Annotated in this window: 19 protein-coding genes; 13 read left to right on the forward strand and 6 right to left on the reverse strand. The window is 69.0% G+C overall.

Features of this window, described 5'->3' with window-relative positions; translation table 11 throughout:
* Nucleotide 1: 1 nt before the first annotated feature.
* The 3 genes from ACSQ4M_RS16070 to ACSQ4M_RS16080 are packed head-to-tail and all read left to right on the forward strand — an operon-like array spanning nucleotide 2 to nucleotide 1,354.
* Nucleotides 2-304 (forward strand): DUF2818 family protein, encoded by a 303-nt coding sequence (locus tag ACSQ4M_RS16070; protein WP_436190445.1) that lies wholly within the window; start codon nucleotides 2-4, stop codon nucleotides 302-304.
* A gap of 1 nt (nucleotide 305) precedes the next feature.
* Nucleotides 306-917, forward strand: coding sequence for an NUDIX domain-containing protein (locus ACSQ4M_RS16075; RefSeq protein ID WP_436190446.1), 612 nt, complete (start codon nucleotides 306-308; stop codon nucleotides 915-917).
* Nucleotides 914-1,354, forward strand: coding sequence for a DUF1178 family protein (locus tag ACSQ4M_RS16080; protein WP_436190447.1), 441 nt, complete (start codon nucleotides 914-916; stop codon nucleotides 1,352-1,354). Before ACSQ4M_RS16075 ends, ACSQ4M_RS16080 begins: the two co-directional genes overlap by 4 nt.
* Before the next feature lie 9 nt (nucleotides 1,355-1,363).
* Here the strand turns inward: ACSQ4M_RS16080 and ACSQ4M_RS16085 are convergent, their stop codons facing one another.
* Together ACSQ4M_RS16085 and ACSQ4M_RS16090 are read right to left on the reverse strand one after the other, a co-directional pair.
* Nucleotides 1,364-2,671, reverse strand: a complete 1,308-nt coding sequence (locus ACSQ4M_RS16085; RefSeq protein ID WP_436190448.1) for a Glu/Leu/Phe/Val family dehydrogenase — start codon at nucleotides 2,669-2,671, stop codon at nucleotides 1,364-1,366.
* A gap of 127 nt (nucleotides 2,672-2,798) precedes the next feature.
* Nucleotides 2,799-4,604 carry an ABC transporter transmembrane domain-containing protein gene (locus ACSQ4M_RS16090; protein ID WP_436190449.1) on the reverse strand — a complete coding sequence of 602 codons (1,806 nt, stop codon included), beginning with the start codon at nucleotides 4,602-4,604 and terminating at the stop codon, nucleotides 2,799-2,801.
* Between the two features lie 90 nt (nucleotides 4,605-4,694).
* Here ACSQ4M_RS16090 and ACSQ4M_RS16095 point away from each other — a divergent pair, with 90 nt between their 5' ends.
* The 10 genes from ACSQ4M_RS16095 (at nucleotide 4,695) to ACSQ4M_RS16140 (ending at nucleotide 15,628) form a co-directional block, all read left to right on the forward strand.
* Entirely contained in the window at nucleotides 4,695-5,225 is a 531-nt protein-coding gene (locus tag ACSQ4M_RS16095; protein ID WP_436190450.1) for a MarR family winged helix-turn-helix transcriptional regulator, read from the forward strand.
* A complete protein-coding gene (locus ACSQ4M_RS16100; protein ID WP_436190451.1) occupies nucleotides 5,222-6,670 on the forward strand; it encodes an efflux transporter outer membrane subunit in 1,449 nt (482 codons plus the stop codon). Before ACSQ4M_RS16095 ends, ACSQ4M_RS16100 begins: the two co-directional genes overlap by 4 nt.
* Before the next feature lie 29 nt (nucleotides 6,671-6,699).
* A complete protein-coding gene (locus ACSQ4M_RS16105; protein WP_436190452.1) occupies nucleotides 6,700-8,034 on the forward strand; it encodes an HlyD family efflux transporter periplasmic adaptor subunit in 1,335 nt (444 codons plus the stop codon).
* 22 nt (nucleotides 8,035-8,056) lie between these two features.
* On the forward strand, nucleotides 8,057-9,616 hold the full coding sequence (locus ACSQ4M_RS16110; RefSeq protein ID WP_436190453.1) for a DHA2 family efflux MFS transporter permease subunit: 1,560 nt from the start codon (nucleotides 8,057-8,059) through the stop codon (nucleotides 9,614-9,616).
* A gap of 207 nt (nucleotides 9,617-9,823) precedes the next feature.
* A complete protein-coding gene (locus ACSQ4M_RS16115; protein WP_436190454.1) occupies nucleotides 9,824-10,594 on the forward strand; it encodes an ABC transporter ATP-binding protein in 771 nt (256 codons plus the stop codon).
* A complete protein-coding gene (locus ACSQ4M_RS16120) occupies nucleotides 10,594-11,304 on the forward strand; it encodes an ABC transporter ATP-binding protein (RefSeq protein ID WP_436190455.1) in 711 nt (236 codons plus the stop codon). Before ACSQ4M_RS16115 ends, ACSQ4M_RS16120 begins: the two co-directional genes overlap by 1 nt.
* A 34-nt stretch (nucleotides 11,305-11,338) precedes the next feature.
* Nucleotides 11,339-12,526, forward strand: coding sequence for an ABC transporter substrate-binding protein (locus ACSQ4M_RS16125; protein WP_436190456.1), 1,188 nt, complete (start codon nucleotides 11,339-11,341; stop codon nucleotides 12,524-12,526).
* 40 nt (nucleotides 12,527-12,566) lie between these two features.
* Nucleotides 12,567-13,760, forward strand: a complete 1,194-nt coding sequence (locus ACSQ4M_RS16130) for an ABC transporter substrate-binding protein (RefSeq protein ID WP_436190457.1) — start codon at nucleotides 12,567-12,569, stop codon at nucleotides 13,758-13,760.
* An 18-nt stretch (nucleotides 13,761-13,778) separates the two neighbouring features.
* On the forward strand, nucleotides 13,779-14,654 hold the full coding sequence (locus ACSQ4M_RS16135) for a branched-chain amino acid ABC transporter permease (protein ID WP_436190458.1): 876 nt from the start codon (nucleotides 13,779-13,781) through the stop codon (nucleotides 14,652-14,654).
* Nucleotides 14,651-15,628 carry a branched-chain amino acid ABC transporter permease gene (locus ACSQ4M_RS16140; RefSeq protein WP_436190459.1) on the forward strand — a complete coding sequence of 326 codons (978 nt, stop codon included), beginning with the start codon at nucleotides 14,651-14,653 and terminating at the stop codon, nucleotides 15,626-15,628. The genes ACSQ4M_RS16135 and ACSQ4M_RS16140 overlap by 4 nt, the downstream gene beginning before the upstream one ends.
* Nucleotides 15,629-15,638: 10 nt before the next feature.
* On the opposite strand, the gene ACSQ4M_RS16145 is transcribed toward ACSQ4M_RS16140, so the two are convergent.
* The 4 genes from ACSQ4M_RS16145 to ACSQ4M_RS16160 are packed head-to-tail and all read right to left on the reverse strand — an operon-like array spanning nucleotide 15,639 to nucleotide 20,349.
* Nucleotides 15,639-16,712, reverse strand: a complete 1,074-nt coding sequence (locus ACSQ4M_RS16145) for a lipocalin-like domain-containing protein (RefSeq protein WP_436190460.1) — start codon at nucleotides 16,710-16,712, stop codon at nucleotides 15,639-15,641.
* A 31-nt stretch (nucleotides 16,713-16,743) separates the two neighbouring features.
* Complete coding sequence (locus ACSQ4M_RS16150; RefSeq protein ID WP_436190461.1) at nucleotides 16,744-17,196, reverse strand: SH3 domain-containing protein; 453 nt, start codon at nucleotides 17,194-17,196, stop codon at nucleotides 16,744-16,746.
* A gap of 42 nt (nucleotides 17,197-17,238) precedes the next feature.
* Nucleotides 17,239-18,372, reverse strand: coding sequence for a 3-deoxy-7-phosphoheptulonate synthase (locus ACSQ4M_RS16155; protein ID WP_436190462.1), 1,134 nt, complete (start codon nucleotides 18,370-18,372; stop codon nucleotides 17,239-17,241).
* A 51-nt stretch (nucleotides 18,373-18,423) separates the two neighbouring features.
* Entirely contained in the window at nucleotides 18,424-20,349 is a 1,926-nt protein-coding gene (locus ACSQ4M_RS16160) for a Cache 3/Cache 2 fusion domain-containing protein (RefSeq protein ID WP_436190463.1), read from the reverse strand.
* Nucleotides 20,350-20,450 lie beyond the last annotated feature (101 nt).

Below are 20,450 nucleotides of genomic sequence, written 5' to 3' on the forward strand. Positions count from 1 at the left end.
GTTGGCGCCCGATGCGGCGGTCTGGCTCGTGATCCTGGCGGCCGTGGTGGCCGCCAACCTGCCATTCCTCACGCAGCGGCTGTTCCTGGGCCTGCGCCTGGCTCAGGGGAAGGGCTTGGCCCTTCGGCTGCTGGAGCTGCTGGTCTATTACCTGCTGGTCGGTGCACTGGGCCTGCTGCTCGAGCGCAATGTGGGCCGCATCGCGCCCCAGGGCTGGGAGTTCTATGCCGTGACCGCCGCGCTGTTCGTGACGCTGGCCTTCCCCGGCTTCGTCTGGCGCTACCTGCTAAAGCACAGGCATTGAGATGTCCAAGGGTGACGACCACCTGATCGAAGAGACCGTGCAGCGCGAGGAGCTGCTGCGCGGCCGCTTCCTGCAGGTGCTGCGCGACACCGTGCGCCTGCCCGATGGCGGCAGCGACACACGCGAGTACATCGTGCATCCGGGCGCCGTGATGGTCGTGCCACTGCTCGACGATGGCCGCATCGTGCTGGAGCGTCAGTACCGCCACCCCATGGGCCGCGTGATGGTCGAGTTCCCGGCCGGCAAGCTCGACGCTGGCGAGGACACCTGGACCTGCGGCCGCCGCGAGCTGCTGGAAGAAACCGGCTACACGGCGCGCGAATGGGCCAAGGCCGGCGTGCTGCACCCGGTCATTTCCTACTCCACCGAGTTCATCGAGATCTGGTTCGCGCGCGGCCTCGCGCTGCAGGAACGCCATCTCGATGCGGGCGAGTTCCTCGAGGTCTTCAGCGCCAGCGTGGACGAGCTGCTGGCCTGGTGCCGCGACGGCACGGTGACCGACGCCAAGACGCTGAGCGCAGCGCTGTGGCTGCAGAACTGGCGTGCCGGTGCATGGGATTTGCGCTGGCAGCCCAACCCTGATGGAGCAGCCGCAGGACAATCGGCCCCATGAAAGTCCTGGACCTCCAGTGCCCCCATGGCCACAGCTTCGAAGGCTGGTTCGGCTCGGAAGACGATTTCCAGTCGCAACTGGCGCGCCAGCTCGTGGAGTGCCCGTTCTGCGGCGACACGGCGGTGGTCAAGAAGATCTCCGCGCCGCGATTGAATCTGGGGGCGGTCGCGCCGACCGAAAGTGCGACACGCGAGGTGGCTGCGGTGGACCCGCAGATGCAGGCGGCCTGGATGAAGATGGTGCGCCATGTGCTGGCCAACACCGAGGACGTGGGCGGCAAGTTCGCCGAGGAAGCCCGCCGCATCCACTATGGCGAGACCGCGGAGCGCAACATCCGCGGACAGGCCTCGCGCGAGGAGACGGAATCCCTGCTGGAAGAGGGCATCGCGGTGATGCCCCTGCCGATTCCCAAGGCCCTTAAAGAGCCCTTGCAGTAGCGCCGCAGCTCAGGGGTACAGCCCGCGCAGTTCGCGCGTGTGCAGGATGCGCTCGCAGGCCACGATGAAGGTGGCTGTGCGCAGGCTCACCTTGTGTTGCTCGGCCACCTGCCAGACGCCCGCGAAGGCCTGCTGCATCACACGCACCAGGCGCTTGTTGATCTCGTCCTCGTCCCAGAAGAACGACGAAAAGTCCTGCACCCACTCGAAGTAGCTGACCGTCACGCCGCCAGCGTTGGCGATCACGTCGGGCAGCACCAGCACGTTGCGCTCGTGCAGGATGTCGTCGGCCTCGGGCGTGGTCGGGCCGTTGGCGCCCTCGATCACCATGCGGGCCTGGATGCGGTGCGCATTGGCCTTGGTGATCTGCTGCTCCAGCGCGGCGGGGATCATGATGTCGCAGGGAACGTCCCAGAACTTGTCGGCTGCCAGCACCTCGGCATGCTCGAAGCCCGCCACCGTGCCCTTCTCGGCCACGTGCTTGAGCAGCGAGGGCACGTCCAGTCCGGCTTCGCGGTAGATCGCGCCGCCATGGTCCTGCACGGCCACCACGCGCGCGCCGGCCTCGGCGAACAGCTTGCCCGCGATGCCGCCCACGTTGCCGAAGCCCTGCACGGCAACGGCCGCCTTGGCCACGTCCAGGCCGATGCGCTTGGCCGCTTCCACGCCCACGGTGAACACGCCGCGGCCGGTGGCTTCGCGCCGGCCCAGCGAGCCACCGAGGTCCACCGGCTTGCCCGTCACCACGCCGGTGGCGGTCGAGCCCTGGTTCATGGAGTAGGTGTCCATCATCCAGGCCATGATCTGCTCGTTGGTGTTGACGTCCGGTGCCGGGATGTCCTTGGTCGGGCCGATGATGATGCCGATCTCGCTGGTGTAGCGGCGCGTCATGCGCTCCAGCTCACCGCGCGACAGCGTCTTGGGGTCGACGCGGATGCCGCCCTTGGCGCCGCCGTAGGGCACGTTCACGGCTGCGTTCTTGATCGACATCCAGGCCGACAGCGCCATGACCTCGGACAGCGTCACGTCCTGGTGGAAACGCACGCCGCCCTTGCCCGGGCCGCGCGAGGTGTTGTGCTGCACGCGGTAGCCCTCGAAGTGGGCGATGCGGCCGTCGTCCAGGTGGATGGGCACGTCCACGACCAGGATGCGCTTGGGCCGCTTGAGCGTCTCCACCCAGCGCGCCAGGTTGCCCAGGTAAGGCTCCACGCGGTCGACCTGCTGCAGGAAGATGCCCCAGGGGCCGAGGTGGTCGGCTTGCAGGTAGGAGGGCAGGGCGTGCGCGGTGGGCGCCGGGTTGGAAGAGGAGGTTGCCATGGACTGGCTCCTGTTGTTGTCTAGGAGCGCCAAGCTTAGGCCGCTGCTGCAGGCCTTGTCCAAGCCCGCAGGTGTCCGGTTCGTGCCTTATGCAAATCATGCATAGGCTGCCCGAGGGGCTTGCGGGCTATGCCGTGAACTGCAGCGCGGCCAGCCGCGCGTAGGTCCCGCCGGCAGCGACCAGGGCCGCGTGCGTGCCTTGTTCGACGATGCGGCCATGTTCAAGCACCACGATGCGGTCGGCCTGCTGCACGGTGGCCAGCCGGTGTGCGATGACCAGCGTGGTGCGGCCCTGCATGGCCGATTCCAGCGCGGCCTGCACCATGCGCTCGCTCTCGGCATCGAGCGCGCTGGTGGCCTCGTCGAGTAGCAGCAGCGGCGCGTTCTTGAGCATGGCGCGCGCGATCGCGATGCGCTGGCGTTGGCCGCCCGACAGGCGCACGCCGCGCTCGCCCAGGAAGCTGTCGTAGCCCTGGGGCAGGGCGGCGATGAAGTCGTGCGCGAAGGCCGCGCGGGCAGCGGCCTCGACCTCGGCGTCGCTGGCCTCGGGCCGGCCGTAGCGGATGTTCTCCCGCGCGCTGGTGGAGAACAGCACCGGGTCCTGCGGCACGATGCCGATGCGGCCGCGCAGTTCGTCGAGCGCCATCTCGCGTGTCGCCACGCCGTCCAGCGCGATGCCACCGCGCTCCTGGTCGTAAAAGCGCAGCAGCAGCTGGAACACCGTGCTCTTGCCGGCGCCGCTGGCGCCGACCAGGGCCACGGTTTCGCCAGGCGCCACGGCCAGGCTGAAGTCGCTGAGCGCCGCCTGGGCCGGGCGCGAGGGGTAGTGGAAGGTCACGTCAGCCAGTTCCACGCGGCTGCCGCCGTTGCGTGCGGGTGCCAGCGCCGGCCGGTCTGGCGAGGCGATCGGCGAGCGCATGTGCAGCAACTCCATCAAGCGCTCGGTGGCCCCCGCCGCACGCAGCAGGTCGCCGTAGACCTCGCTCAGCGCGCCGAAGGCACCCGCCAGGATGATCACGTAGACCACAGTCTGGCCCAGGTGGCCGGCCGAGATGTCGCCGCGCATGACGGCCTGCGTGCCCTGGTACAGGCCCCACAGCAACGCGGCCGAGGTGGCCGTGATGATGAAGGCCACGAGCACGGCGCGCGCGCGCGTGCGCCGCACGGCGGTGTTGAAGGCGTTCTGCGTGGACTGTGTGAAGCGCGCGGCCTCGCGCGCCTCGGCCGTGTAGCTCTGCACCACGGGGATGGCGTTGAGCACCTCGGCCGCGATGGCGCTGGAATCGGCCACGCGGTCCTGGCTCGCACGCGAAAGCTTGCGCACGCGGCGGCCGAACCACATGGTCGGCAGCACCACGAGCACCAGGATGCCCAGCACCTGCGTCATCACATAGGGGTTCGACCAGACCAGCATGCCCAGGGCACCAGCACCCATCACGGCATTGCGCAGGCCCACGGAGAGCGAGGAGCCGACCACGGTCTGCACCAGCGTGGTGTCGCCGGTCAGGCGCGACAGCACCTCGCCGGTCTGCGTGGTCTCGAAGAATTCGGGGCTCTGCCGCACCACATGGGCGTAGACGGCATTGCGCAGGTCCGAAGTCACGCGTTCGCCGAGCCAGCTGACCACGTAGTAGCGGCCGGCCGAGAACAGGCCCAGTGCGGCGGCCACGGCGAACAGCTCGAAGAAGTGCGTGCGCAGCGCGAGCAGGCGCGCGCCCGTGTCCGCCGGTGTGGTGCCGCCGCTGACCAGGCCGTTGTCGATCAGGCTGCGCAGCGCGAGCGGGAACACCAGCGTGGCGCAGGCGGCCAGCACCAGGAACAGGGCAGCCAGCGCGATGTGGCCGCGGTAGGGCGTCAGGAACGGCAGCAGGCCACGCAGCGACCGCGGCGAACCCTTGGCCGGCTCGGCCGCCGAATGTGCAGAAGAAGGCATGGGGCGTGAGTGTATCCAGCCGGGACTGTGGAAATTGTCATGACAAAAACAGCCTTGACAATATTTGCCTAGGCAATTAAATTTCTGCCCATGGACGAAAGACCCTTGCGCAACCCCATGCCGGCCGCTACCGGACGACCGCCGCCGGCCGATTTCTATGCGCCGACCAGCTACAACCCGAGCGACAGCGTGGGTTACATGATGCGCCGCATCCTGTCCCTGGTGGCCTCGGCCGTGGAGCGCGAGCTGGAATCCACCGGCCTCACCCATGCCCAGTGGATCCCGTTGTTCAAGCTGGCCGTGCACCCGGGCGGCGCCACCGTGGCCGAGCTCGCGCGGCTGTGCGAACTCGATGCCGGCGCCATGACGCGCCTGCTCGACCGGCTCGAAGCCAAGGGCCTGTGCCTGCGCGAGCGCTCCTCGGAAGACCGCCGCGTCGTGCGCCTGGCGCTGACGGAGCAGGGCAAGGCCGTGGCCGAACAGATTCCCGTGGCGCTGAGCCGTGTGCAGAACGCCTATCTCGCCGGTTTCTCGCGCGAGGAATGGCTGCTGCTCAAGAGCTTCCTCTCCCGCATCCTGGACAACGCGCAGCAAGGCTGCGCTGGAAAGAAGAACGCATGACTCCCGCTTCAACCCTGCGCCTGACCTTGGGCGCGGCCTTGGTGCTGGCCCTGGCGGCCTGCGCCAACCCCTCCGGCATCGCGCCGCAGGCCCAGCTGCGCGAGGCCGCCTCGGTCGGTGTGCCAACTGCAGCCACCGCGGCCACGGTGCCCGCCGTCGAAACCGCCTGGTGGCGCGCCTACGGCGATCCCGCGCTCGACCAACTGGTCGACCAGGCCCTGGCCGGCAGCCCCAGCCTGGGCCTGGCGCAGGCGCGGCTCGCGCGCGCCATGGCCGTGGTCGAAGTGGCCGACGCTGCCTTGCTGCCGCAGCTGGGCCTGGGCGTGGACCTCACGCGCCAGCGCTACACCGAGAACGGGGCCGTGCCCGCGCCGCTGGCCGGCTCGGTGCGCAACAACGGGCTGCTGCAGCTGTCCAGCAGCTGGGAGCTCGACTTCTTCGGCAAGAACCGCGCTGCGCTCGACGCCGCCCTGGGCAGTGCGCGCGCCGTCGCGGCCGATGCCCAGGCTGCGCGCGCGTTGCTGGCCCAGCAGATCGTGCGCGGCTGGCTGCAGCTGGCCCGCGCGCAGGACCAGCTGACCGTGGCCGAACGCACGCTGGCCCAGCGCGGCGAGCAGCTGGCCCTGGTGAAGGACCGCCTGGACGCCGGACTGGACACGCGGCTGGAGCTGCGCCAGGCCGAGGGCGGGCTGCCCGAGGCGCGCCAGCAGATCGAGGCGCTGCGCGAGCAGATCCAGCTGTCGCGCCACGCACTGGCCGCGCTTGCGGCCCAGCCGCCCGCTGCGCTGCAGGACGCCGCGCCCTCGCTCGCGCGGTTGCAGATCCCCCGCCTGCCGACCGTGCTGCCGGCCGACCTGCTGGGCCGCCGCGCCGACGTGCAGGCCGCACGCTGGCGCGTGGAGGCCGCCACGCGCGACGTGGATTCCGCGCGCGCCCAGTTCTATCCCAACATCAGCCTGACCGGCTTCGCCGGCCTGTCCAGCATCGGCCTGGGCAACCTGGTGGAGGCCGGCAGCCTGCAGTGGGGCATCGGCCCGGCGCTGCGCCTGCCGCTGTTCGACGCCGGCCGCCTGCGCGCCAACCTGCGCGGCAAGGCCGCCGATGTGGATGCGGCCGTGGAAAGCTACAACGGTGCCATCGTCGGCGCCGTGCGCGAGGTGGCGGACCAGTTGGTCTCCGTGCGCTCGGTCGCCGTGCAGCAGCAGGAACAGCGTGCCGCCCAGGAGGCCGCCGAGGGCGCCTACGCCATCGCCAAACAGCGTTACGGCGCCGGCCTGGGCAACTACCTGCAGGTGCTGACCGCCGAATCCAACGTGCTGGCCCAGCGCCGCCAGCAGGTCGAACTGGCCGCCCGCGCACTCGACGTGCAGGCCCAGTTGGCCCATGCATTGGGCGGCGGCGTCGCGGTCGATGCCACGCCGCTGGCACAGAACACCGCGCGCTGAACCGTCTTCCCCTTCCGGACCCGATCACCATGAACACCACTACAACATCCGCCGCCCCTTCCGAACCTGCTGCCCCGGGCAAGCGCAAGAAGGCCCTGACCGCCATCGCCGCCGTCGTCGTCGTCGCCGGCCTGGGCCTCGCGGCCTACGAATGGCTGGTCGCCAGCCACTACGAGGAAACCGACAACGCCTACGTGCAGGGCAACCTCGTGCAGATCACGCCGCAGATCGGCGGCACTGTGATGGCCATCCTGGCCGACGACACCGACCGTGTGCAGGCCGGCCAGCCACTGGTGCAGCTGGACCCCGCCGACGGCCGCGTCGCGCTGGAGCAGGCCGAGGCCCAGCTCGCGCAGACCGTGCGCCAGGTGCGCACGCTGTACGCCAACAACGGCGCGCTGGGTGCCCAGGTCGCGCTGCGCGATGCCGATGTGGTGCGCGCCCGCACCGAGATCGGCCGCGCGCAGAGCGAGGTGGCCCGTGCCAACGACGACCTGAACCGGCGCCAGTCGCTGTCGGGCAACGGCGCGGTCTCGCGCGAGGAACTGCACCACGCCCAGACCACGCTGGCCAACACCAAGAGCGCACTGGCGGCGGCCGAGGCCGGCGTGCAGTCGGCCCAGGCCGCGGCCGCGGCCGCGCGTGAGCAGCTGGCCAGCAACCAGTCCATGACCGAGGGCACGAGCGTGGAGCAGCACCCCAGCGTGCTGGCCGCCGCCGCCAAGGTGCGCGAGGCCTGGCTGGCCACGCAGCGTGCCGCGCTGCCGGCGCCGGTCTCGGGCTACGTTGCCAAGCGCAGCGTGCAGCTGGGCCAGCGCGTGGCCGCCGGCACGCCGCTGATGTCGGTGGTGCCGCTGGACCAGCTCTGGGTCGATGCCAACTTCAAGGAAGTGCAGCTGCGCAACATCCGGATCGGCCAGCCCGTCAAGCTCACGGCCGACGTGTACGGCAAGAAGGTCGAATACAAGGGCGAGGTCTCCGGCCTGGGCGTGGGTACGGGCGCGGCCTTCGCGCTGCTGCCGGCGCAGAACGCCACCGGCAACTGGATCAAGGTGGTGCAGCGCGTGCCCGTGCGCATCGCGCTCGACCCGCAGCAGGTGGTGGCCAACCCCTTGCGCGTGGGCCTGTCGATGGACGTGACGGTGGACGTCACGCACAAGGACGGCCGCACGCTGGCCGAGGCGCCGCGCAGCACGCCACTGGCCGCCACGGCGGTCTACGCGGCCGATGCCCGTGGTGCGGACGAGCAGGTGCGCCGCGTGATCGCGGCCAACGTCGGCCCGGCCTTGCGCGGCGCGCAGTCACCGGTCGCCCGTGCACCGGCACGTGCCGCCACCACGCAGACGGCCCAGGCCGCGCACTGAAGGACGGCGAGCCCGCAGTTCCATGAGCACTGCCACCTTCGTCCGCCCCGAGCCGCTGCAGGGCAGCGCCCGCATGTGGGGCACCGTCGCGCTGTCGGCGGCCACCTTCATGAACGTGCTGGACACGTCCATCGCCAACGTCTCCTTGCCGGCCATCGCCGGCGACCTGGGCGTGAGCCCCAACCAGGGCACCTGGGTCATCACCAGCTTCGCCGTGGCCAACGCCATCGCCGTGCCGCTCACGGGCTGGCTGTCGCAGCGCTTCGGCCAGGTGCGATTGTTCGTGGCCAGCGTGCTGCTGTTCGTGCTGGCGTCCTGGGCCTGCGGCCTGGCGCCCAGCATGCCCACGCTGATCGCGCTGCGCGCGCTGCAGGGCTTCGTCGCCGGGCCCATGATCCCGCTGTCGCAGGCGCTGCTGCTGTCCAGCTATCCGCCGGCCCTGGCCGGAACCGCGATGGCCATGTGGGCCATGACCACGCTGGTCGCGCCCGTGATGGGGCCGCTCTTGGGCGGCTGGATCACGGACAACATGTCCTGGCCCTGGATCTTCTACATCAACGTGCCGGTCGGCCTGCTGGCCGCCTTCGGGGCCTGGCGCATCTACGCCAGCCGCGAGAGCCAGATCCGCAAGCTGCCGATCGACGCCATGGGCCTGGCGCTGCTGGTGGTCTGGATCGCCTCGCTGCAGATGATGCTGGACCTGGGCAAGGAGTACGACTGGTTCCACTCCGACCTGATCGTCGGCCTGGGCGTGGTGTTCGTGATCGCCTTCGCGGTGTTCCTGGTCTGGGAGCTCACGGCCGACCACCCGGTGGTGGACCTGCGGCTGTTCGCGCGGCGCAACTTCTGGGGCGGCACGCTGGCGACCTCGGTGGCCTATGGCCTGTTCTTCGGCAACGTGGTGCTGCTGCCGCTGTGGCTGCAGCAGTACATGGGCTACACCGCCACCGACGCCGGCCTGGTCACGGCACCCGTGGGGCTCATGGCCATCATCCTGTCGCCCATCGTCGGCAAGACCGTGCACAAGGTCGACCCGCGGCGCTACGTGACCTTCGCATTCCTGACCTTCGGCCTGGTGCTGTGGCTGCGCTCGCGCTTCTCCACACAGGCCGACATGTTCACGATCCTCGTGCCCACGGTGATCCAGGGCATCGCGATGGCCTTCTTCTTCATCCCGCTGACGACGATCACGCTCTCGGGCATCGCGCCCGACCGGATTCCCGCAGCATCCGGCCTGACGAACTTCGCGCGCATCACGGCCGGCGCCATGGGAACCTCGATCGTCACCACGGTCTGGGAGAACCGCGCGGCGCTGCACCACGCACAGCTCGTCGAGTACGTGCAGCGCGGCAGCGAGGCCACGCAGCAGGCGCTGCAGGTCTACCGCAGTGCGGGGATGAACGCCGACCAGGCGCTCGCACAGGTGAACCGGCTGGTCGACCAACAGGCCTTCATGCTCGCGGCCAACGACGTGTTCTACGCCTCGGCGGCGCTGTTCATGTTGCTGATCCCGCTGGTCTGGCTCACACGTCCGCAACGCGGCGGTGCGGGCGGGGCGGAGGCCGCGGCGGGCGCGCACTGAGCGCGGTTTGTCAGCTTCGCGTCAAGCTTGCCGGCCGGGCGACAGTGCCCGGCCGTTTTGCTTAAGAAATAAGCAATATCGCAGTGCAGCATTGGCGTTTGTCCTAGTGTTTTGCACAGGGGCCGCCCCGTACAGTGCGCCGCAGTGCAAGGTCGCCGACGACCTTGCGAACGAACCAACGCGGCAACTGCGGAAGGCTAGGCGAAATTGGCGGACATCATTCTGCAGACCAGGGACCTCACCAAAGAGTTCAAGGGCTTCACTGCGGTCAGCAAGGTCAACCTGGCGGTGCAGCGCGGCAGCATCCACGCGCTGATCGGCCCCAATGGCGCCGGCAAGACCACCTGCTTCAACCTGCTGACCAAGTTCCTCGAACCCACCACGGGGACCATCACCTTCAACGGACACGACATCACGCGTGAGCAACCGGCGCAGATCGCGCGGCGCGGCGTGATCCGCTCGTTCCAGATCTCGGCGGTCTTTCCGCACCTCACCTTGATGGAGAACGTGCGCCTGGGCCTGCAGCGCAAGCTGGGCTGGTCGTTCTACTTCTGGAAGAGCGAGAAGCAGCTGGACCGCCTCAACGGCGAGGCCGTCGCGCTGCTCGACCAGGTGGGCCTCGCGGACATGGCGGACGAGGTCACCGTCAACCTGCCCTACGGCCGCAAGCGCGCGCTGGAGATCGCCACCACGCTGGCCATGGAGCCCGAGCTCATGCTGCTGGACGAGCCCACGCAGGGCATGGGCCACGAAGACGTGGACCGCGTCGCGCAGCTCATCAAGAAGGTCAGCCAGGGCCGCACCATCCTCATGGTCGAACACAACATGGGCGTGGTCTCCACCATCGCCGACACCATCACGGTGCTGCAGCGCGGCGCCGTGCTGGCCGAGGGGCCGTACGCCGAGGTCTCGCGCAACCGCCAGGTGATGGAGGCCTACATGGGCACCGTGGACGGCGAATTGCAGGGAGCCCATTGATGAGTGCCCCGGCATTGGAGATCAAGGGCCTGCAGGCTTGGTACGGCGAATCCCACGTGCTGCACGGCGTGGACATGGTCGTGCAGCCCGGCGAGGTGGTGACACTGCTGGGCCGCAACGGCGCAGGCCGTACCTCCACCATGCGCGCCGTGCTGGGCCTCACCGGCCGGCGCGAGGGCTCGGTGCGCATCCATGGCACCGAAACCATCGGCCGGCCGACACACCGCATCGCCCACCTGGGCGTGGGCTACTGCCCCGAGGAACGCGGCATCTTCGCCAGCCTCTCGTGCGAGGAGAACCTCTTGCTGCCGCCCCCGCTCAAGGGCATGGGCGCCGGCATGTCGATCGATGAGATCTACACCATGTTCCCCAACCTCGCCGAGCGCCGCAACAGCCCGGGCACGCGGTTGTCGGGCGGTGAGCAACAGATGCTGGCCGTGGCGCGCATCCTGCGCACGGGCGCCAAGCTGCTGCTGCTCGACGAGATCTCCGAGGGCCTGGCGCCCGTGATCGTGCAGGCCCTCGCGCGCATGATCGCCACGCTGCGCGCCAAGGGCTACACGGTGGTCATGGTGGAGCAGAACTTCCGCTTCGCCGCGCCGTTGGCGGACCGTTTCTACGTGATGGAGCACGGCCGCATGGTCGAGCACTTCGCCGCCGCAGAACTCCAGCAGAAGATGCCCGTGCTCAATGAGCTGCTGGGCGTCTGAGCCGCTTTTCCGACCACCACCCGAGGAGACCGCCATGCAACGTTCCCTGACCACGCTCTGCCTGTCGCTTGCCGCCGCAGGCTTCGCCACCGGCGCCGCCGCCCAGGTCAAGATCGGCCTGATCACCGACATGTCCAGCCTGTATTCCGACGTGGAGGGCAAGAACGGCGCGATGGCGATCCAGATGGCCATCGACGACTTCGGCGGCAAGGTGCTGGGCCAGCCCATCGAGCTCATGACGGCCGACCACCAGAACAAGGCCGACATCGCCGCCAGCAAGGCGCGCGAGTGGATCGACACGGCCGGCCTGACCATGGTCTTCGGCGGCACCAATTCGGGCGCGGCGATCGCCATGGCCAAGGTGGCGCAGGAGAAGAAGCGCGTCTACTTCAACAACGGCGCGGCCTCCTCGGCACTGACCAACGAGGCGTGCAGCCCCTACACCGTGCACTACGCCTACGACACCGTGGCGCTGGCCAAGGGGACGGGCGCGGCCGTGGTCGATGCCGGCGGCAAGAGCTGGTTCTTCCTGACCGCCGACTACGCCTTCGGCCACGCGCTGGAGGCCGACACGACCAAGGTCGTCAAGGAGAAGGGCGGCACCGTTGTGGGCGCCGTGCGCACGCCGCTCAATGCCTCCGATTTCTCGTCCTTCCTGCTGCAGGCGCAGAACTCCAAGGCGCAGATATTGGGCCTGGCCAACGCAGGCGGCGACACCATCAACTCGATCAAGGCGTCGCGCGAGTTCGGCATCAACAAGACCATGAAGACCGCCGGCCTGCTGGTGTTCCTGTCGGATATCCACAGCCTGGGCCTGAAGAACACCGAGGGCCTGTTGCACACCACGAGCTGGTACTGGGACCTCAACGACCAGACCCGCGCGTTTGCCAAGAAGTTCTTCGACAAGGCCAAGCGCATGCCCACCGACGTGCAGGCCGCCGACTACTCGGCCACCACGACCTACCTCAAGGCCGTGCAGGCCGCCGGCAGCGTGGACGCCGACAAGGTCATGGAGCAGCTCAAGAAGATGCCCGTCAACGACTTCTACGGCAAGGGCCAGATCCGCGCCGACGGCCGCTTCGTGCACGACATGTACCTGGTCGAGGTGAAGTCCTCCAAGGAATCCACCAAGCCCTGGGACTACCTCAAGGTCGTCAAGACCCTGCCGGGCGACCAGGTGTTCACGACCAAGGCCGAGACCAAGTGCGCCCTGTGGAAGTGAGCGCCGTTCTGCATTTCCTCTTCCGTTCCCGAGATTGACCATGACCGCCAAGTTCCCGCTCTCCGCCCTGATGTTCGCCACCTTGCTCGCCACCGGCGCGGCCCAGGCCCAGGACAAGGTCCGCATCGGCTTCATCACCGACATGTCCAGCCTGTACGCCGACGTGGACGGCAAGGGCGGGGCGGTGGCGATCCAGATGGCCATCGACGACTTCGGCGGCAAGGTCAACGGCATGCCGATCGAGCTGCTGTCGGCCGACCACCAGAACAAGGCCGACATCGCTGCCAGCAAGGCGCGCGAGTGGATCGACACGCAGGGCCTGTCCATGCTGGTCGGTGGCACCACCTCGTCGGCCGGCCTGGCCATGGCCAAGGTGGCGCAGGAGAAGAAGCGCGTCTACATCGTCAACGGCGCCGGCAGCTCGGCGCTGACCAACGAGCAGTGCAGCCCCTACACCGTGCACTACGCCTACGACACCGTGGCGCTGGCCAAGGGCACGGGCGGTGCCGTGGTGGGCCAGGGCGGCAAGAGCTGGTACTTCCTGACGGCCGACTACGCCTTCGGCGCGGCGCTGGAGGCTGACACGGCCAAGGTCGTGCAGAGCAAGGGCGGCACTGTGGCCGGCAGCGTCAAGCACCCGCTCAACGCCTCGGACTTCTCGTCCTTCCTGCTGCAGGCGCAGAACTCCAAGGCACAGATCCTGGGCCTGGCCAACGCGGGCGGCGACTTCATCAGCGCCGTCAAGGCGGCGCGCGAGTTCGGCATCAACAAGACCATGAAGATGGCCGGCCTGCTGGTGTTCGTGACCGACGTGCACAGCCTGGGCCTGAAGAACACCGAGGGCCTGCTGCTCACGACCAGCTGGGACTGGAACCTGGACGAGCCCAGCCGCGCCTTCGGCAAGAAGTTCTTCGAGAAGGTCAAGCGCATGCCGACCGACATCCAGGCGGCCGACTACTCCGCCACCATGACCTACCTGAAGGCCGTGGCCGCCACCAAGACGCTGGATGCCGACAAGGTCATGGAGTACATCAAGAAGACGCCGATCGACGACTTCTACGCCAAGGGCTATGTGCGCCCCGATGGCCGCTTCGTGCACGACATGTACCTGATGCAGGTCAAGTCGCCGGCCGAGTCCAAGCAGCCCTGGGATTACTACAAGGTGGTCTCCAAGCTCAAGGGCGAGGAGGTCTTCACGACCAAGGCCGAGTCCAAGTGCGCGCTGTGGAAGTGATGAGGTCCTGATCCCGTCATGACGATTTCCCTGCCTGCCCTGTTGAGCCAGCTGCTGCTGGGCCTGGTCAATGGGTCGTTCTACGCGATCCTGAGCCTGGGCCTGGCGGTGATCTTCGGCCTGCTCAACGTCATCAACTTCGCGCACGGTGCGCTGTTCATGATGGGCGCCATCGTGACGTGGATGGCGATGAACTACTGGGACATCAGCTACTGGGTCATGCTGATCGCCGCGCCGCTCATCGTGGGCGCCTTCGGCGTGCTGATCGAGCGCACCATGCTGCGCTGGATCTACAAGCTCGACCACCTCTACGGCCTGTTGCTCACGCTGGGCCTCACGCTTTTGATCGAGGGCGCGTTCCGCTCGGCCTACGGCGTCTCCGGCCTGTCCTACGACACGCCGGACGCGCTGACCGGCGCCACCGACATGGGCTTCATGATGCTGCCCAACTACCGTGCCTGGGTGGTCGTGGCCTCGCTGGTGGTGTGCTTCGCGACCTGGTTCCTGATCGAGAAGACGCGCATCGGCGCTTACCTGCGCGCGGGCACCGAGAACCCGCGCCTGGTGGAGGCCTTCGGTGTCAACGTGCCGCTCATGATCACGCTGACCTATGGCTTCGGCGTGGCGCTGGCGGCGCTGGCCGGCGTGCTGGCTGCACCCGTGATCCAGGTCTCGCCGCTGATGGGGCAGAACCTCATCATCGTGGTGTTCGCCGTGGTCGTGATCGGCGGCATGGGTTCGATCATGGGCTCCATCCTGACCGGGCTGGGCCTGGGCGTCATCGAAGGGCTGACCAAGGTGTTCTATCCCGAGGCCTCGTCGACGGTGGTCTTCATCATCATGGCCATCGTGCTACTGATCCGCCCTGCGGGCCTGTTCGGGAAAGAGAAATGAGCAAGAGCTCCTGGGGCTATCTCCTGTTGTTGCTGGCGCTGATCGCCGCGCCATTCGTGGGGGCCTATCCGGTCTTCATGATGAAGCTGCTGTGCTTCGCGCTGTTCGCCTCTGCCTTCAACCTGTTGCTGGGCTACACCGGCCTGCTGTCTTTCGGCCATGCGGCCTTCCTGGGTGGCTCGGCCTATGTGGCCGGCCACGCCATGAAGGTCTGGGGCTTCACGCCCGAGGTCGGCCTGGTCATGGGCACAGCCACGGGCGCGCTGCTGGGCTGGCTGTTCGGCCTGCTGGCGATCCGCCGGCAGGGCATCTACTTCGCGATGATCACGCTGGCGCTGGCGCAGATGGTGTTCTTCGTCGCGCTGCAGGCCAAGTTCACAGGCGGCGAGGATGGCCTGCAAGGCGTGCCGCGCGGCAAGCTCTTCGGCGTGCTGTCGCTGCAGGACGATCTGGCCATGTACTTCGTGACCTTGGTGATCGTGGTGCTGGCCTTCGCGCTGATCGTGCGCACCATCCACTCGCCGTTCGGCCAGGTGCTCAAGGGCATCAAGGAGAACGAGCCGCGTGCGATCTCGCTGGGCTACGACACGCACCGCTTCAAGCTGCTGGCCTTCGTGCTGTCGGCTGCGCTGGCGGGCCTGGCCGGTTCGCTCAAGACGCTGGTGCTGGGCTTCGCTACGCTGACCGACGTGCACTGGACGGCTTCTGGCGGCGTGATCCTGATGACGCTGGTCGGTGGCCTGGGCACCTTGTCTGGCCCGCTGGTCGGCGCGGCCGTGGTGATCCTCCTGGAGAACAAGATCGGCGAGATGGGCCACGGCCTGGCCTCGCTGACCGGCATCGAGTGGTTCACCACGCTGGGCGAGTCGGTGACCATGGTGACCGGTCTGATCTTCGTGGTCTGCGTGCTGGCCTTCCGGCGCGGCATCATGGGCGAAATCATCGCCTTCCTGCAGCGCACCCGAAAGGCTTGAGCGGGGCGGGCTACAGGCGCAGCCGCTGCGCGTAGCCCGTCATCTCCAGGTAGCCGCGGCCGACCACACGGCCCTGCGCATCGAGCAGGTCGGACAGCCCCTCCCAGTACACCGCACCCATGGAGCCGCGGCTGTCGAGCTCCTGTGCCTCGAGCAGGGCGCGCACGGTGAAGCTGCCGCTTGGCGTGTCCACCAGCCATTCCACGGGGTATCGGGCCTGGTTGGCGGGGCTGGTCCACCAGCGCTGCGGCGTGAACCGCACCTCGCCCTGGCGGAAGATGCGCGCGGCCTGGCCGGCAGCGCGGAACGAACCGCCGTCCCACAGGCCCGAGCCGTCGGCGCGGCGCAGGTGGAAGGCTGTCAGCGCACTGCCGTCGAAGAGGTTCATGCCGATCCAGTCCCAGCCCACGGCCTCGGGGTGCATCAGCGCCTCGCTCCATTCATGGTCCAGCCACGCGCGGCTGCGCAGGCTGGCGTCGGCGGGCTCTGCGTCGATGGCAAAGCGCTGGCCTCGCAGCACCAGGGCTCCGGTCACCGCCAGCTGCGGCACGCTGTAGTAGTAGCTGGCCTGCGCCGGGTCGGGGCCCTTGCGCGAGAGGCCGCCTTGGCCTTGCAGCAGCAGTGGCTGGGTCTCGGCGAAGTGCAGGTGCAGGCCGAAATCCTGCGCGGGCAATTCGGCCCTGAGCGTGCCGTCGGGCGCGCGCAGCAGGTGCCAGTCCTGCAGTCGCACGCCGGTGTCGGTCTCGCTGGCCTCGGCGATGCCGAAGCCCGCCCGCGCAATGCGCTGGTCGTGCCAGAGCTTGCGGCCTTCCAGGTCGGTGATGGCGGCATGCGCGAACAGCAGCTGCCGGGCCGCGAAACGCGAGCGCAGCGGCTGCGCGGCGTCTACGCGCGAGCGGAAGAAGGTCAGCTGAAAGCCGAACACGCGCCCGCTGCCCGTGGCTTGGCCCGTGATGTACCACCACTCGGTGCGCAGCCCGGGATGGCTGCCCAGGTCGCGCGGGAACTGCAGCGCGAGCGGCGCCAGCGCATGGGCCTGGTGGGTGGCTGCCAGTGCGGCGAGCAAAAGGGTGCGGCGATGCATCACCGCACGATACACAAACGCCAGGCGCGGACTACCCGCCCCACAGCAACCGGCTGGCGACCCAGCCACGCTGGCCGCCCTCACGCTGCACCTGCACCCAGTCGCCACGGCGCGCGAGGCGCTGCACGATCTCGCCGCGTTCGATCTTGCCCAGGAGCTTGCCACCCGCACGCGGCTGCGCGCGCAGGTTGGCCACGGACGCGCGCACGACCTTGTGCGTGCTTTTGCCCGTGAGGCTGCGGTGCACCCAGCCGGTGTCGCGTTCGAAGTCACGGACCTGCAGCCACTCGCCGCGGCGCGCCACCACCTGCAAGGGATAGCCGCGGCTCAGCGACCATTGCACGCCGTGCTGCGTGCCGGGGCCCGAGCGCATGTTGGCCTCGCGGGCCGTGATGCTCACATACTGCTGCGCCCAGGCGCCGAAGGAGTGCAGCGCGAGGACTGCGACGAAGATGCGGAGAACGGTGGGGAGTGCAAAGGACATGGCACAGGGGGAGGGCCCTGTGCGCACCAAAGTTCCCGGCTGTTACATCTTCGCCGCGCCGCCGGATCGCCGCTGCCGCACCGCCTCGGCCAGTTGCCGCAGCACCGGCTCCGTCTGCGCCCAACCGATGCAGGCGTCCGTGACCGACACGCCATAGCGCAGCGGCACGCCGGGCTTCAGGTCCTGCCGGCCTTCCTCCAGGTGGCTCTCGATCATGAGCCCCGTGATGCGGCGCTCGCCAGCCGCGATGCGGCGCGCCACGTCCTCGGCCACGACGATCTGGCGCGCGTGCTGCTTGGAGGAATTGGCGTGCGAGCAGTCCACCATGAGCTGCTCGCGCAGGCCGGCCTTCTTGAGCACGGCGCAGGCCGCGTCCACGTGCTCGGCCTCGTAGTTCGGGCCCTTGTTGCCGCCACGCAGGATGGCATGGCAGTCGGGGTTGCCGCGGGTCTCGAAAATGGCGGCCTGGCCCATCTTGGTCATGCCCATGAAGGCATGTGGCGCGCGCGCCGCCACCATGGCGTCGGCAGCGATCTGCACACCGCCGTCGGTGCCGTTCTTGAAGCCGATCGGGCAGCTCGAGCCCGAGGCCAACTGGCGGTGGCTCTGGCTCTCGGTGGTGCGCGCGCCGATGGCGCCCCAGGCGATCAGGTCGGCGATGTATTGCGGGCTCAGCAGGTCCAGGAATTCGTTGCCCGTGGGCAGGCCCAGCGCGCCGATTTCGAGCAGCAGCTCGCGCGCCTTGCGCAGGCCCTCGTTGATGCGAAAGCTCCCGTCCAGCCGCGGGTCGTTGATGTAGCCCTTCCAGCCGACCGTGGTGCGCGGCTTCTCGAAGTACACGCGCATGACCAGCAGCAGCTCCTTCTCGACCTTGGGCTGCAGTGCCTTCAGGTGCTGGGCATAGGCCATGGCTTGGCCGTGGTCGTGGATGGAGCAGGGGCCGGTGACCACGACGAGCCGGTCGTCGCGCCCGTGCAGGATGTCGGCGATGGCCAGCCGGCTCTGCTCGACCAGGGTCTGCACGGCCGGCGGCACCGGCAGCTCATCGAGCAGCAGCGCCGGCGAGATCAGCGGGCGCACGGCGGAGATGCGCACGTCGTCGATGCGCGTGGTGTCCTGCGTGCTGTCGCGCGCGCCGGCTTCCTGGTCGTGGGTGGGGTCGTCGATACGTGTCATGGGGCAGGCCTGTGTGCGGGTGGTCGATCAGGAGCACAGGCACGCCGCCACTCACAGCCTGAAGTTGGCGACCTGCTGGACCAGGCGCTCGGCCTGGTCGCGCAGGCTCTCGGCCGCGGCGGTACTCTGCTCCACGAGGGCCGCATTTTGCTGCGTGTTCTGGTCGAGTTGCGCCACGGCGCTGTTGATCTGCCGCACGCCCTCGGCCTGCTCGCGCGCCGCGGTGGCGATGTCGCCGATCAGGCCGGACAGGCGCCCCACGCTACCCAGGATCTCGCCCATCGCCTGGCCGGCCTGTTCGGCCCGGGTTGCGCCGTCCTCCACCTGTTCGCGGCTGCGCGTGATCAGCACCTTGATCTGCTTGGCCGCGTCGGCGCTGCGCTGCGCCAGCTGGCGCACTTCGCTGGCCACGACGGCGAAGCCGCGGCCTTGCTCGCCAGCGCGCGCCGCCTCGACCGCGGCGTTGAGCGCCAGGATGTTGGTCTGGAACGCGATCGAGTCGATGGTGTTGGTGATGTCGCCGATGGCGCCGCTGGCCTCGCGGATCTGCGCCATGGTGCCGACGACCTGCTGCACCGTGGCATGGCCCTGCTGCACGGCCTGGTTGGAGGACTGCACGAGCTGGCTGCCCTGGACCGCGGCGTCGGCGCTCTGGTGCATCGAGGCCGTGAGCTGTTCCAGCGCGCCGGCGGTCTCCTGCAACTGGCTGGCGGACTGCTCGGTGCGCTGGGCCAGATCGCGGCTGCCCGAACTGACCTCGGCGCTGGCCGTACCCACGCCCTCGCTGACGGCGCGCACCTCGGTGATGGTGCGGGCCAACTGCTGGCGCATGGTGTCCACGCCGCTGGCCAGCAGGCCCAGGTCGTCGCGCCGCACGCTGGCCATGGGCTGCGAGAGGTCGCCGTCCGCGATGGCCGCCACCTGCGCGTTGAGCTGCAGCAGCGGCTGGCCGACCATGCGACGCAGCAGCAGCGTGATGCCCAGGCCCACCAGTACCACGGCCGCCAGCATCAGGCCCCAGAGCCAGGCCAGCGTGGCGTTGTGCGCGGCCAGGGCCTGTGCGCGCGAGGCCTCGGCCACCACCCACCAGCCGGTGGCCTGGCTGCGCGCGCCGACGGCGATGGGATCGGTGCGCGCCGGGTCCTGCACGGCCGCCTGTCCCTGCAGCACGCCACCTGGCGCTGCGGCCAGGGCCGTGAGCAGGGCTTCGGCCTGGGGCGGTGGCAGCAGTTCGGCCAGCTTGCGGCCCTTGGCGCTCGGATGCGCCAGCAGCAGCGCATCGGCCGGCGTGCGCCCGGGGTCCAGCAGGTACAGGCCACCGCCGCCCAGGAAGCGCTTGTCATCGGTGAGCGACACCAGTTCCTGGCGCAGGCCCTGCATGTTGAAGCCGATGAACAGGATGCCCACCACCTGGCCGGTGGCATCGCGCACGGGCTGGTAGCGCGACATGTAGGGCACGCCGAACAGCACAGCCATGCCCACGTAGTTCTCTCCGGCCACCATGCGGGCGTAGGCCGGGTGCTGCAGGCCCAGCCGCGTATCGATGGCGCGCGTGCCGTCCTGCTTGGTCAGTGAGGTGGCCACGCGCAGGAAGTCGTCGCCCTGGCGCGCGAAGACGGTGGCCACGCCGCCGGTGGTGCGGGCGAAGCGGTCGACCCGTTCGAAGTCACCGGCCAGGGGCTTGCCGTCCAGCATCAGCTGGCCCGGCCCCTGCAGCGTGAAGTTGCCGCGGTACTCGGCGCCCAGAACCTCGTACAGCTTCTGCGCCGAATCGCGTGCGGTGCGGTCCAGCGCATCGGCGATGTGGGCGACGGCACCGGCCTCGCTGGCCATGTAGTCCAGCGTGCGCTGGTAGGCCTGCTGGGTCAGCACCCAGGACAGCACGCCGCAGATCGCGATCAGCATGGCCGCGATGGCACTGCTGGCCAGCAGGGAGACACGGCGCGCAATCGTGGTACGGGAAGATGTCGTCGACATGGCTGCCCCCTTGGTTGTGGCCCCGCGCGGGGCCATCCAGTGTAGGAGTCTTGCTGGCCGGCCGCGGCGCAAACCCGTACCGCGAGCAGGTGCTCGGCCGG

Source organism: Pseudorhodoferax sp. LjRoot39 (assembly GCF_964253035.1).
Classification (GTDB): Bacteria; Pseudomonadota; Gammaproteobacteria; order Burkholderiales; family Burkholderiaceae_C; genus Pseudorhodoferax.